The 14,054-nt window shown below is 71.0% G+C and carries 10 protein-coding genes; 7 read left to right on the top strand and 3 right to left on the bottom strand.

From position 1 onward, the window contains the following. Positions 1-74: 74 nt before the first annotated feature. From leuS to holA, 6 genes are all read left to right on the top strand, one after another. On the top strand, positions 75-2,651 hold the full coding sequence (leuS, locus tag JSY13_RS07315) for a leucine--tRNA ligase (RefSeq protein WP_259606075.1): 2,577 nt from the start codon (positions 75-77) through the stop codon (positions 2,649-2,651). 126 nt (positions 2,652-2,777) lie between these two features. Beyond that, positions 2,778-3,449 (top strand): ComEA family DNA-binding protein, encoded by a 672-nt coding sequence (locus JSY13_RS07310; protein WP_259606074.1) that lies wholly within the window; start codon positions 2,778-2,780, stop codon positions 3,447-3,449. Further along, positions 3,446-5,800 (top strand): ComEC/Rec2 family competence protein, encoded by a 2,355-nt coding sequence (locus JSY13_RS07305; RefSeq protein WP_259606073.1) that lies wholly within the window; start codon positions 3,446-3,448, stop codon positions 5,798-5,800. The genes JSY13_RS07310 and JSY13_RS07305 overlap by 4 nt, the downstream gene beginning before the upstream one ends. 190 nt (positions 5,801-5,990) lie before the next feature. Then, positions 5,991-7,355, top strand: a complete 1,365-nt coding sequence (locus JSY13_RS07300; RefSeq protein ID WP_259606072.1) for a carboxylesterase family protein — start codon at positions 5,991-5,993, stop codon at positions 7,353-7,355. An 84-nt stretch (positions 7,356-7,439) separates the two neighbouring features. Further along, the gene (locus tag JSY13_RS07295) at positions 7,440-8,342 is read left to right on the top strand and encodes an HAD family hydrolase (protein ID WP_336297674.1); all 903 of its coding nucleotides are present in this window, start codon (positions 7,440-7,442) and stop codon (positions 8,340-8,342) included. A 142-nt stretch (positions 8,343-8,484) separates the two neighbouring features. Then, positions 8,485-9,543: a DNA polymerase III subunit delta gene (gene holA, locus JSY13_RS07290; protein WP_259606071.1), complete on the top strand. Its 1,059-nt coding sequence runs from the start codon at positions 8,485-8,487 to the stop codon at positions 9,541-9,543. Positions 9,544-9,785: 242 nt separating this feature from the next. Here holA and rpsT read toward each other — a convergent pair whose 3' ends face one another. From rpsT to lepA, 3 genes are all read right to left on the bottom strand, one after another. Beyond that, positions 9,786-10,046 carry a 30S ribosomal protein S20 gene (gene rpsT, locus JSY13_RS07285; protein WP_259606070.1) on the bottom strand — a complete coding sequence of 87 codons (261 nt, stop codon included), beginning with the start codon at positions 10,044-10,046 and terminating at the stop codon, positions 9,786-9,788. Between the two features lie 126 nt (positions 10,047-10,172). Further along, positions 10,173-10,901 (bottom strand): alpha/beta fold hydrolase, encoded by a 729-nt coding sequence (locus JSY13_RS07280; protein WP_259606069.1) that lies wholly within the window; start codon positions 10,899-10,901, stop codon positions 10,173-10,175. A 46-nt stretch (positions 10,902-10,947) separates the two neighbouring features. Beyond that, on the bottom strand, positions 10,948-12,816 hold the full coding sequence (gene lepA, locus JSY13_RS07275) for a translation elongation factor 4 (protein ID WP_259606068.1): 1,869 nt from the start codon (positions 12,814-12,816) through the stop codon (positions 10,948-10,950). A gap of 254 nt (positions 12,817-13,070) precedes the next feature. Between lepA and JSY13_RS07270 the strand changes: the two genes are divergently transcribed. Further along, the gene (locus JSY13_RS07270) at positions 13,071-14,054 is read left to right on the top strand and encodes an ABC transporter permease (protein ID WP_259606067.1); all 984 of its coding nucleotides are present in this window, start codon (positions 13,071-13,073) and stop codon (positions 14,052-14,054) included.

The following is a 14,054-nucleotide window of genomic DNA, read 5'->3' as shown; positions in this document are numbered from 1 at the left end:
GCCCGACACCGGGACGCGATACCCTGGAATCTCCCGTCTCACCGGGCTGTCCGCATCCGTAGATTGGCCGTTCCTTGTCCGAGCATCCGTCCGCATCCACCGTCGAAACCGCCGCGTCCCTGTCCCCGCACGCCCTCCAGGAGAAGTGGCAGCGGTACTGGGCCGAGAACGACACGTTCCGGGCCGGCGGCGCGGACGACACGCGCCCGCGCAAGTACGTGCTGGCGATGTTCCCGTACCCCTCGGGCGACCTGCACATGGGGCACGCCGAGAACTACCTGTACTCGGACATCGTGGCCCGGTTCTGGCGGCACCGCGGGCACAACGTGCTCAACCCGATCGGCTGGGACTCGTTCGGCCTGCCCGCCGAGAACGCGGCGATCCGCCGCGGCGCGGACCCGCGGGAGTGGACGTACCAGAACATCGACCAGCAGAAGGCCGGATTCCTCGCCTACGGAGTCTCCTTCGACTGGAGCCGGGTGCTGCACACCTCCGACCCGGAGTACTACCGCTGGAACCAGTGGCTGTTCCTGAAGATGTACGAGCGGGGTCTGGCGTACCGCAAGAAGAGCCCGGTGAACTGGTGCCCCAACGACCAGACCGTGCTGGCCAACGAGCAGGTCGTCGACGGCCGGTGCGAGCGCTGCGGCGCCGAGGTCGTGAAGAAGAAGCTGACCCAGTGGTACTTCAAGATCACCGAGTACGCCGACCGGCTGCTGGACGACCTGAACCAGCTGGAGGGCTTCTGGCCGTCGAAAGTGCTGCAGATGCAGCGCAACTGGATCGGCCGTTCCACGGGTGCGGACGTCGACTTCCGCATCGAGGGCCGTGAGGAGCCGGTGACCGTGTTCACCACGCGCCCGGACACGCTGCACGGCGCCACCTTCTTCGTCGTCGCGCCGGACTCCGACCTGGCCGCCGAGCTGGCCGCGGACGCCTCGCCGGAGGTGCGCGAGCGCTTCGAGGACTACCTGGCGCAGGTGCAGAAGGAGACCGAGATCGACCGGCAGTCCACCGACCGGCCGAAGACGGGCGTGTTCCTGGAGCGCTACGCGATCAACCCGGTGAACGGGGAGCGGCTGCCGATCTGGGCCGCCGACTACGTGCTGGCCGACTACGGTCACGGCGCGGTGATGGCCGTCCCCGCGCACGACCAGCGCGACCTCGACTTCGCCCGCGCGTTCGACCTGCCGGTCAAGGTCGTCGTCGACACCACCGCGCCGATCACCGGCGCGATCCCGGTGATCGAGACGGACGAGGACGGCGTGCCGATCGAGACCGAGAACCTGGACGACCTGCACCCCGCGCGCACCGGCGTCGCGCTCACCGGCGAGGGCCGGATGATCAACTCCGGCGACCTGGACGGGCTGTCCAAGCGCAACGCCATCGCCCGCCAGATCGAGAAGCTGGAGCAGGCCGGGCTGGGCCGTGCCGCGAAGAACTACCGCCTGCGCGACTGGCTGATCTCGCGTCAGCGGTTCTGGGGCACGCCGATCCCGATGCTGCACCGTCAGGACGGCGAGGTCGTCCCGGTGCCGGAGGACCAGCTGCCGGTCCGGCTGCCGAGCGTCGAGGGCCTGGACCTGTCGCCGAAGGGCACCTCGCCCCTGGGCGCCGCGGAATCGTGGGTCCGCACGATCGACCCCGCCACCGGCGAGCCGGCGCTGCGCGACCCGGACACGATGGACACCTTCGTGGACAGCTCCTGGTACTTCCTGCGCTTCCTGTCGCCGAACAGCGAGGAGTTCGCGTTCGACCCCGAGGAGGCGCGGCGCTGGGCCCCGGTCGACTCGTACATCGGCGGCGTGGAGCACGCCATCCTGCACCTGCTGTACGCGCGGTTCATCACCAAGGTGCTGTTCGACATGGGCCTGGTGGACTTCACCGAGCCGTTCTCGAGCCTGATCAACCAGGGCATGGTGATCCTGAACGGCGCGAAGATGTCGAAGTCGAAGGGCAACCTGGTGCTGTTCCAGCAGGAGCTGGACGCGTACGGCGCCGACGCGCTGCGGGTGGGCCTGGCCTTCGCCGGTCCGGTGGAGGACGACAAGGACTGGGCCGACGTGTCGATGACCGGTGCGCAGAAGTTCCTCTCCCGCGCGCTGCGCGTCGCGGAGGAGGTCTCCAGCCCGGTCGACGTGGTCTTCTCGCGCGGTGACGCGGGCCTGCGCCGGCTCACGCACCGTCTGCTGGCGGATGCCCCGGGCCTGGTCGAGCACACGAAGTTCAACGTGCTGGTGGCGCGCCTGATGGAGCTGGTGAACGCGATCCGGAAGACCATCGACAGCGGCGCCGGCGCGGGTGACCCCGCGGTGCGCGAGGCCGCCGAGACGGTCGCCGTGATGCTGGACCTGATCGCCCCGCACACCGCGGAGGAGATGTGGGAGAAGCTGGGCCACGAGCCGTCCGTCGCGCTCGTGCCGTGGCGCTCCGCCGACCCGGCGCTGCTCGTCGAGGACACTGTGACCTGCGCGGTGCAGGTGAACGGCAAGGTCCGCGCGACGCTGGAGGTGCCCGCGAAGGTCGGCGAGGGCGAGCTGGAATCGCTGGCCCGCGCCGACGAGAAGGTTCAGCGGGCGCTGGAGGGCAAGGAGATCGTGCGCGTCATCGTGCGCGCGCCGAAGATCGTGAACTTCGCGGTCAAGGGCTGACGCTCCCAGCTCCTCCCGCACGGTCACGCCCGGTTCATCCTGCACAATCCCGCCGCCACGGCGAGTTGTGAACAGGGCGCGGGTTCGCGCGGCCGAGCGCGTCGAACGCGTGCCTAGTGTGGCGTGGTGCCACCCTCGGATGCCCCCGCCGCAGAGCCGCCCCCGCGGTCGCGGCTGCGGCTGGGGGTCGGCGCGGCGGTCACGATCGGGCTCGTGGTGCTGTCCGCCGCGGTGGGCTGGGGCCTGCTGCGCGGGCAGGCCGCGCCGTCCGAGACCGTGCCGCTGGATGCCGCGGGGGCCGGTGCCTCCGCGGACCAGGGTGCGGAGATCCGCGGCGCCGAGATCTACGTGCACGTGCTCGGTGAGGTCGCCGCGCCCGGGCTGTACATCCTGGAGCCGGATGCCCGGCTCGTCGACGCTCTCGCCGCGGCCGGCGGCACCCTGGAGACCGCCGATCTGCGCGCGGTCAACCTGGCGCGGCCGCTGACCGACGGCGAGCAGGTCTTCGTGCCCGCGCAGGGAGCGGATGCCGCGGCCAGCGGTCCCGGCGCGGCACCGGGCGCGGGCGGGGGCACGCCGGGCGGTCCGGGCGCCGGTGCGACCGGCGGTCTGCTCGACCTGAACACCGCCGATGCGGCGGCGCTGGAGACCCTGCCGCGCATCGGCCCGGCCCTGGCGGCGCGGATCGTCTCCTGGCGCGAGGAGAACGGCCGGTTCACCTCGGTCGACGACCTGCTCGCCGTGCCCGGGATCGGCGAGAAGCTGCTCGACGGCATCCGGGATCTGGTGCGGGTATGAGCGCCGGCCGGGCGGAGACGGACGCGGGACGGAGGCGCCTGCTCGGCACCCAGGGCCTCGACCTGCGCAGCACCGTCCTCGCCGCCGCGGTGTGGGGCGTGGCGCTCGCCTGCGTGCTCGCTCCCGCGGCGGCGCCGCCCCTGGCAATCGGATGCGGTGCACTCGCGGCCGGCTGGGTGCTCGCCGCACCGTGGCGGCGCGGCCTGGTCGCCCTCGTGCTGCTCGGCTGCGCGGCGGCAGCCGTGTCGGTGACGCTGGCGCAGCCCGCCCGCGAGGCGGTGGCGCGGTTCGACGGCCGCGTGACCGAGATCACCGCGGTCGTGACGTCCTCGGCGTCCTTCGGCCGGGACGGGCGGGTGTGGTTCGATGCGCAGACGCTGCGGGCAGGACCGCCCGCGCGGGCGTCGCCGGTCAGCGCGCCGGTGCGCGTGGGCGTCGATCCGCAGCCGGGCATCGAGCTGGGCGCGACCGTGCGCGTCGTCGCGGAGACCGCCGCGGCCGATCCGGGGGAGCGGGCCGCGCTGATCCTCTTCGGCTCCGAGGCGCACGTCGTCCGCCCGGCATCCGGTGTCTTCGGGGTCGCGGCCGGCGTCCGCGCGGACTTCCTCGAGCGCGCAAGAGGCCTGCCGCCGCCCGGCGCCGCGCTCCTTCCCGGCCTCGCGGTCGGCGACACCCGGGCGGTCGGGGAGGAGCTGAACGCCGCGATGCGGGCATCCGGCCTCAGCCATCTCACGGCGGTGTCCGGGGCGAACTGCGCGATCGTCGTCGCGGCGGTGTTCTGGCTCGTCGCGCTGTGCGGCGGGGCGCGCTGGCTGCGGGTCGTGCTGGCGCTCGGGGCGCTCGGGGCGTTCATCGTGCTGGTCACCCCGGAGCCGAGCGTGGTGCGGGCGGGCGTGATGGCCGCGCTGGCGATGCTCAGCATCCTGCTGGGCCGTCCGAGCGCCGGGCTGGGGATGCTTTCGCTGGCCGTCACGGTCATCCTCGTCGCCGACCCGTGGCTCGCCGCCACGCCGGGTTTCGCGCTGTCGGCCGCCGCCACCGCGGCGCTGCTCCTCCTCGCGGGCCCGCTGATGGACGGTCTGCGGCGCTGGATGCCGGAGCCGCTCGCCCTGGCGCTCTCGGTGCCGGTGGCCGCGCAGCTGGTGTGCGGGCCGATCATCGCCCTGTTCTCCGAGGAGCAGTCGCTGGTCGGCGTCGCGGCCAACCTGCTCGCCGCACCCGCGGCTCCGGTCGCCACCGTCATCGGCCTGCTGGCATGCCTGGCCGGCGCCGTGCCCCCGATCGCGGACCTCCTCGCCGCGGCGGCGTGGCTTCCGGCATCCTGGATCGCGGCGACGGCGATCACCACCGCCGCACTCCCGGGCGCGACCTTCGCCGTGCCACCGGGCCCGGTGACGGCGCTGCTCGTCGCCGCCGTCAGCGCGGCCGTGTGCGGGGTGCTGCTGCGGCACGGCCTCGACCGGCTGCGGGCGGCGTCGGCGCTCGTGCTGGTCACGGTGCTCGCGCTCGGCGGGGCACGGATGCTGCTCACCGGGCCCCTGGCCGGGATGACCGCACCGGACGGCTGGAGCGTCGCAGCCTGCGACGTCGGCCAGGGCGACGCCCTGGTGATCCGCTCCGCCGACCGCGTCGCGCTCATCGACACCGGTCCGGCGCCGGAACCGCTCTCGGCCTGCCTGTCCGCGCTCGGCATCGCGCGGATCGACGTCTTGGTGCTCACCCACTTCGATCTCGACCACGCCGGCGGGGTGGACGCGGTCCGAGGGCGGGTCGGCGCGGTGCTGCACGGTCCGTTCGGCAGCGCCGACGACGAGCGGCTGATCGCCGGCCTCACCGCGGCCGGCGCGGTGGCGACCCACGGCGCCGCCGGGATGTCCGGCACCCTGGGCGAGGCGTCGTGGCGCGTGCTGTGGCCGGTGCGCGACTCGCGCGCCTTCCCGCCCGGGAACGACGCCAGCGTGGTGGTCGAGATCGGCGGGGGAGAGGTGCCGCGCACCCTGCTGCTCGGTGACCTCTCGGCGTCGCCGCAGCGGATGCTGCTGTCGAGCGGGCGCCTGCGAGGACCGTACGACATCGTCAAGGTCGCGCACCACGGCAGCGCGGACCAGGAGCCGGCTCTGTACCAGGAGGCGCGAGGGCGGGTGGCGCTGTTCAGCGCCGGCGCCGGCAACGACTACGGGCATCCGCGCGCCGAGGCGCTCGCGACCGCCGCCTCGCTCGGGTCCCGCGTCCTCCGCACCGACCTGCAGGGCCGGATCCTCCTCGCCCTCGAGGACGGGGCACTGGCGGTATGGGCGGAGCGGCAGGCGGAACAGCATCCGTCTCCCACACCCGTGCCCGGCGGCGGATGACCGCCTGATCGCCCGGCATCCGCGCTCGGATCGGGAAGCCCTTGACACGGGTGCACAGCCCGAGGAGACTCCACTCGAGGTTGCTCTGGGGGCTGACTTCACGGGGATCCGCGGATGTCATCGCGGGACGCCCGGAGACCAGGACGCAGGCACTCGGCCACATGTTCTCCTCGAGTCGAGGCGGTGCGTCATGATGCGCGAAACGGTCGAATTCTTCCCGTCCCGGCGGCATGCCGGGCGGCTGGCACTGGCGGCCGCCGTCGCCGGCGTCATGCTGGTGCCGGCGGGCGCGGCCGCGGCCGGCCCGGAGGAGAGCACGGAGAGGTACTCGTTCGTGAACTGGGACTGCGGGCATCCGCTCCAGGTGGACGGCGAGGTGACCAGCCGGATGCTGGAGCGCACGAATCCGCAGGGCGGTGACCTCCCCCTGACGCACGCGAACGTGGAGTTCATCAACACCTGGACGAGCGCCGACGGCGACTCGTTCACGACGTCGGGACGCTTCCTCGCGAAGGATCTGCGGATCACGCCGCTCGGCGGCTCGGTGTACGAGGTGACGGCCCAGCAGCTCGGCCAGCCGTTCGTCGTCTCGGCCGACGACCGCGTGCTCACCCGCGACCGCGGGAACATCACCTTCACCTTCACTGTCGACACGGCGACCGGCGCCTTCGAATTCCTCGGCGCGGACATCGCCGGGCCGCACCCCGGATTCGACGCCGATCTGTGCGCGATCGTCGAGCCGGTCATCGGCACCGGCTCGGGGGAGCGGCACACGCCGCATCCGCTCGGTTCGACCGAGGCGTCGATGGGGTACTACGAATACCTGCCGCCGTCCTACGGCACGGTCGACGGGGGCAGTCCGCTGCTCGTCACAGCCAACGGCTACGGCGAGAACGGCGACGGCTCCGCCGAGGCCCTGGACCGTCTGCTCTGGACGGGCATCCCGCGGTTCATCGACATCGGCGGGTGGCCGCTCGATCGCGACTTCGTCGTGCTGTCGACGCAGCACGTCGAGCAGCCACCGGGGCTGCCGGGCGCCGAGTCGTGCGACGGCGCGGAGTGGCCGGGATCCTGCGTCATGCAGCTCCAGCACGACCTCGGCCATCCGCCGCAGTCGCCGTGCACCACGCCGCAGGAGCTGCACGACTTCATCGCGTACGCGACGACCGAGTACGACGTCGACCCCGATCGCGTGTACGTCACCGGGCTCTCGTGCGGGGCCTTCGGGGTCTGGGAATACCTCGCCGCGTACGGCGACGAGCAGGTCGCCGCCGCCGTGCCCATCGCGGGCGACGGCAGGCCGGCATGGTCGACCGTCGGATGCGGACTCGCGGAGGTGCCGGTCTGGGCGATCCACGGCGAGTTCGACGATGTCGTGAACCCGGCCGGCAGCGTGGACACCGTCGGGGCGGTGAGCGGATGCCCGGGAGCGACGCCCGACAGTGCGATGCTGTCGATCTACGCCGAGCTCGGGCACGAGGGCTGGGATCAGGCGTACAGCGGCAGCGAGGGCGACGACATCTACTCCTGGCTGCTCGCGCACGAGCGGGAGTGACGGCCGATCGGGCGGAATCATGCGGAGCGTCCGCTCGCGCCCTGCTGGGATCCGATCCTAGGATCCCCTCCTAGGATCGGAGGGGTGAGCATCCCGACCCCGCCCCTCGGCCTCCTCCTCGACGTCGACGGACCCATCGCCAGCCCGGTGACCCGCTCGATCGCGATCCCGAGCATCGCCCGCGATCTCGCCGAGCTCGCGAACCGCGGCATCCCGATCGCCTTCAACACCGGCCGCTCGGACGCCTTCCTCCGCGACCAGGTGATCCCGCTGCTGGTGGCGGAGGGGCTCGGCGACGACGCGCGCCTGTGGGGCATCTGCGAGAAAGGCGCCGTGTGGATGCGCATCACGGCGGCGGGTGCCGGCGAGGTGACGGTCGACGAGAACCTGCGGATGCCGGAGGCGTTCGCCCGCGACATGGAGCAGCTGGTGCGCACCGACTTCGCCGACCTCGTCTTCTTCGACGACACCAAGCGGGCGATGATCTCCGTCGAGCAGCTCACCGACATCCCCAATCGCGAGTTCCGGGACCGGCAGCCCCAGCTGAACGAGGCGATCGCCGCGCTGATGCGCCGGCACGGCCTCGGCTACGAGTGGGAGGGGCGGCGGGCTGCGGATGCCGAGGGGCGGATCCGCTACCGCATCGACCCGACGATCATCTCCACCGACATCGAGTCGAACCGTCTCGGCAAGGACCGCGGCGCCAGCCTCATGCTCTCGTTCCTCGCCGAGGAGGGCATCCCGCTGCCTCGGCGCTGGCGCACGCTGGGCGACTCGCGCACCGACTACGCGATGTCGGACTGGCTCTACGACAACGGACACGACGTCGTGCACGTCGACGTCCGTCCGGGCGACGGGGTGCCGTCGACGCCGTACCCGGTGCGTCACCACTCCTCGCTCATCCACGACGAGGCGGGAGCCCTCTATCTGAACCGCTGGGTCGCCATGGTCCGCGGCGAGGCCGACGACGACGCCGACCTCGGCTGATCACTCCCGGTCGTTGAGCCCCGCCCGATCGTTGAGCGAGGACGCGCGAAGCGCGCCCGAGACGAAACGCACCGACGACCGCGGAACGCCCTCCCCGATCCGCGACCATCGCGGTGTCATACCCGGCCGGTAGGCTGGGATCATGCCCGCAGCCCGCACGTCCGCCCGAGGCTCCGGCGCGCGCGGGAGCGCAGCGAAGGCGTCCATCCCGCAGGTGTCCTGGCGCGAGCCGCGTCCGGCGCCGATCGTGCTCGTCTCCGGCCCCGAGGAGATCTGCGCGGAACGGGCGATCGCGGGCATCCGTGACTACCTGCGCGCGGAGGATCCGGCGCTGGAAGTGAGCGACGTCCGTGCCGACGACTACGCGCCGGGCACGCTGCTGGCGCTCACCTCGCCGTCCCTGTTCGGTGAGCCGCGTCTCGTGCGCGTCGCGGGGGTCGAGAAGTGCACGGACGCGTTCATCCAGGAAGCCGTGGCGTACCTGGAGCATCCGCAGGAGGGCGCGACGGTCATCCTGCGTCACACCGGCGCCAGCGTCCGGGGCAAGAAGCTTCTCGACGCCGTCCGAGCCGGCACTGGAGGCGGCATCGAGATCGCCTGCCCGGCGATCAAGCGCGACGGCGATCGCGTCGACTTCGCGGCGGGGGAGTTCAAGGCCGCCGGCAAGCGCATCGCCCCGGCCGCTCTGCGGGCGTTGGTATCGGCCTTCGGCGAGGACATCACCGAGCTCGCCGCCGCCTGCCAGCAGCTCATCGGCGATGTCGAGGGCGACATCACCGAGGACGTCGTCACCAAGTACTACGGCGGACGAGTCGAGGTCTCGGCCTTCGTGGTCGCCGACACCGCGATCGCCGGCCGCTACGGGGAGGCCTTGATGGCTCTCCGGCACGCCCTCGCTTCGGGTGCGGATCCGGTGCCGATGGTCGCCGCCTTCGCCATGAAGCTGCGCACCATGGCGCGTGTGGCCGGCAATCGCGAACCGAGCCGTCAGCTCGCCCAGAGGCTCGGCATGAAGGACTGGCAGGTCGACCGCGCCCGCCGCGACCTGATGGGCTGGAACGAGCGGTCTCTCGGCATGGCGATCCAGGCCACGGCGAGGGCGGATGCCGAGGTGAAGGGCGCCGCCCGCGACCCGATCTTCGCGCTCGAGCGGATGGTCACCGTTATCGCGACCCGGCAGCCGTTCGGGTCTGAGGGCTGAGGCGTTTCGTCTCGCTCGCCTGCGGCTCGCTCGCTCAACGACCGGTTGGGGGACGACGGAGTGGGGCGTTTCGTCTCGGGCGCCTGTGGCGCCCTCGCTCAACGACCGGGTGGGGGAGGACCGGGTGGGGCGTTTCGTCTCGGGCGCCTGCGGGGCCCTCGCTCAACGACCGGGTACGAGTCGGGCGGGGAACGGAGAAGGCCCGCCCCTGGCGGGACGGGCCTTCAGCGAAACGTGCGGGTTCAGAGCGCGGCGACCTGCTTGGCGATGGCCGACTTGCGGTTCTTCGCCTGGTTCTTGTGCACGACACCCTTGCTGACGGCCTTGTCGAGCTTGACGGATGCCTTGGCCAGGGCGGCCTCAGCGGCCTCCTTGTCACCGGCGGCGACGGCCTCGCGGGTCTTGCGGACCCAGGTCTTCAGCTCGCTCTTGACGGCCTTGTTGCGCTCCTGAGCCTTCAGGTTCGTCTTGTTGCGCTTGATCTGCGACTTGATGTTTGCCACGTGCGGACGCTTTCTGTCTTGTTGGTGTTCGGAATGCCGCAGGCGGGAGAGGGGCGCCGAACGGCGGTCGTGAGGGTAGAACCCACACGCAAGCCAAGAGTCGAGTCTACCAGGTCCGCGGAAGGATCACGTCGCGGCCGCGACCTCCACCGTCGCGATCGCCAGGCGCAGCACGGCGTTGAACACCTGCGGTCGCATCGCGGTGACCAGGTGCGTGCTGCGCGGCACCACGATCAGCTCCGCGTGCGGCGCGAGGCGCCGGAACAGCGCCTCGTGCACGCGCAGCTGATCGTATTGCCCGTTCACGAACCACAGCGGCACCGTGATCCGCGACACCGCGGTCGCCAGATCCAGCGCCGAGAGGCTGCCGAGCGCGATGTCCTGGGCATCCAGCGCATACCCGCCGGCCCCGAAGTCCGCGCGCGTGTCCTCCGGGATCGTCGCGCGCAGCACCCGCTCGGTCAGCCACATGCCGCGCCCCGGCATCCGATCGATGGCGCGCGCGAGCACACGGTAGGTGCGCAGGGCGGCGCCGCGGGGGAGCGCGGTGCACGACGCCGCGACGAGCCCGGCGAGCGGCGGCGGCTCCTCCGACCCCGCGTACGCCAGCGAGAGCAGCCCGCCCATGGAGTGCCCGACGAGCAGCACCGGCCCCGCCGAGGATGCGTCGCGCACGGCGACGTCGATGGTGTGCAGCGCCTCGTGGATGGTGAAGTCCTCGTCCATCCGCGTGCCGTGCCCGGGCAGGTCGACCGCGGTGGCGGGCACACCGGCATCCTCGAGGAAGGCCAGCTGCGAGCGCCACATCGTGGCGGACGTGCGGATGCCGTGCACGAGGACGACGTGAGGAGTCACACCGCCAGCCTAGGAAGGATCCCGGACGCCGGCTCCGGTTCCGGCGCTACTTCTTGTCCTTGCCCTCGACGTCCCCGGACAGCGCGGCGATGAACGCCTCCTGCGGCACCTCGACCCGGCCCACCATCTTCATGCGCTTCTTGCCCTCCTTCTGCTTCTCGAGGAGTTTGCGCTTGCGGGTGATGTCACCGCCGTAGCACTTGGCGAGCACGTCCTTGCGGATCGCGCGGATGGTCTCGCGGGCGATGATCCGGGCGCCGATCGCGGCCTGGATCGGCACCTCGAACTGCTGCCGCGGGATGAGCTTGCGCAGCCGCTCGGCCATCATCGTGCCGTACGCGTACGCCTTGTCGCGGTGCACGATCGAGCTGAACGCGTCCACCTTCTCGCCCTGGAGCAGGATGTCGACCTTGACGAGGTCGGCCTCCTGCTCGCCGTTGGGCTCGTAGTCGAGGCTCGCGTACCCCTGCGTCTTGGACTTCAGCTGGTCGAAGAAGTCGAACACGATCTCGCCGAGCGGGATGTTGTAGCGGAGCTCGACGCGCTCCTCCGAGAAGTACTCCATGCCCAGCAGCGACCCGCGCCGCGACTGGCACAGCTCCATCACGGTGCCGACGTAGTCCTTCGGCAGCAGGATCGCCGCCTTCACCATCGGCTCGTGCACGCTCGCCACCCGGCCGTCCGGGTACTCGCTGGGGTTGGTGACGGTCACCTTCTCGCCGGTGTCGGTGATCACCTCGTACACCACGCTCGGCGCGGTGGTGATCAGGTCCAGCCCGAACTCGCGGGCGAGCCGCTCGGTGACGATCTCGAGGTGCAGCAGGCCGAGGAAGCCGCAGCGGAACCCGAAGCCGAGCGCGACGGAGGTCTCCGGCTCGTAGACCAGGGAGGCGTCGGAGAGCTTGAGCTTGTCGAGCGCCTCGCGCAGCTCGGCGTAGTCGCTGCCGTCGATGGGGTACAGACCCGAGAACACCATCGGCTTCGGGTCGGTGTAGCCCGGGAGGGCTTCGGATGCCGGCTTGCGCGACGTCGTGACCGTGTCGCCGACCTTCGACTGGCGCACGTCCTTCACGCCCGTGATCAGGTAGCCGACCTCGCCGACGCCGAGGCCCTGGGTCGGGATCGGCTCCGGGCTGGACACGCCGATCTCGAGCAGGTCGTGCGTGGCCTTGGTGGACATCATCTGGATGCGCTCCCGCGGCTCCAGCTTGCCGTCGACCATCCGGACGTAGGTCACCACGCCGCGGTACGCGTCGTACACCGAGTCGAAGATCATCGCGCGGGCCGGCGCCTCGGGATCGCCGACCGGAGCCGGGATCTCCTGCACGATGCGGTCCAGCAGCTCCTCGACGCCCACGCCGGTCTTCCCCGACACCCGCAGCACGTCCTCCGGCTTCCCGCCGATCAGGTCGGCCAGCTCCTTCGCGAACTTCTCCGGGTCCGCCGCGGGGAGATCGATCTTGTTCAGCACCGGGATGATCGTGAGGTCGTTCTCCAGCGCGAGGTACAGGTTCGCCAGCGTCTGCGCCTCGATGCCCTGCGCCGCGTCGACGAGGAGGATGGCGCCCTCGCACGCGGCGAGCGAGCGGGACACCTCGTAGGTGAAGTCGACGTGCCCGGGTGTGTCGATCATGTTCAGCGCGTAGGTGGATGCTGAGCCCGTGGACGGGTCGGTGACCTGCCACGGCATCCGCACCGCCTGCGACTTGATCGTGATGCCGCGCTCGCGCTCGATGTCCATCCGGTCCAGGTACTGCGCGCGCATGTCACGGTCGGCCACCACGCCGGTGATCTGCAGCATCCGGTCGGCCAGCGTCGACTTGCCGTGGTCGATGTGGGCGATGATGCAGAAGTTGCGGATCTGCGAAGCCGGCGTCGCAGCAGGCGACAGCGGAGTGAGGGCGCGCGGAGACATGGTTCCCTGAATCGGTGGACGGGCTCCGTCGATTCTACGGGCCCGGCGCGCTGATGCCGATTCGGTGCAGTGGTGATAGTCTCGCGAGGTTGCCTGGGGCTCTGACACTCAGTCCCAGCCTGAGCACAACTCCGTAACAGCCCGTACGGGGTGCCGTGTCGCAGGATCGGTTCGGATGATGTTGAATGTCTTCCCGACCCAGCGTTGCGTCGGCAGATCCCGCGCACGGCTGTAAAAGAGAAAGAATCAACACCTTGATCAAGTATCTCGTGCGCCGCCTCATCGGGTGGGTGCTGATGATCGTCGCCGCGACGAACATCACGTACTTCCTCGCCTGGCTGTATCTCGATCCCGAGAACAACTACGTCGGCCGCAGGCCCCCGCTCTCACCCGAGCAGATCGACGACCTGCTGCGTCCTCGCAACCTCAGCGAGTCCGTCCCGCTCATGGAGCGGTGGTGGACCTGGCTGACCAACATCGTCCTGCACTGGAACTGGGGCCTCGGCCCCACCGGCGAGTCCGTGAACGAGCAGGTGGCCTATCGGATCTGGGTCAGCGCGGAACTGGTCCTCGGCGCCACCATCCTCACGACCGTCATCGGCATCGCGCTCGGCGTGTACACCGCATCCCGCCAGTACAAGCTCCCCGACCGCATCGGGCAGGCGACCTCCATCATCACGATGAACATCCCGGTCGTCGTCGCCGGCCTCGGACTGGTGATCCTCGCCATCGGGTTCAACAACTGGGTCGGCACCCGCGTCTTCTACGTCACCGGCTCGGCGAGCCAGGGGGTGACCGGATTCTTCCCGGTGCTCATCGACACGCTCCAGCACCTGTTCCTGCCGACGCTGGCCCTCGTGCTCACCGGCTACGCCGGCTACCACTTCCTGCAGCGCTCCCTCCTCCTCGACAACATCAAGGCCGACTACGTGCGCACCGCGCGTGCGAAGGGCCTGACCAAGGCGCAGGCGGTGCGCAAGCACGCGCTGCGCACCTCCCTCATCCCGGTCACGACCCAGGTCGCCTTCACCATCCCCGGCGTGTTCACCGGCGCCGTGCTGACCGAGACGATCTTCAACTGGAACGGCATGGGACGGTACTTCTTGCAGACCCTCGCGACCAACGACATCCACGGCACCGTGGCGATCGCCGCGTTCGGCGCGCTGATGACCGCGATCGGCGCGATCCTGGCCGACATCGCCGTCGTCGCCCTCGACCCGAGAGTGCGGGTGAGCTGA

Origin of the sequence: Microbacterium neungamense, assembly GCF_024971095.1 — a bacterium.
Classification (GTDB): Bacteria; Actinomycetota; Actinomycetes; order Actinomycetales; family Microbacteriaceae; genus Microbacterium; species Microbacterium neungamense.
This window is presented reverse-complemented; position numbering and strand designations above follow the sequence as displayed.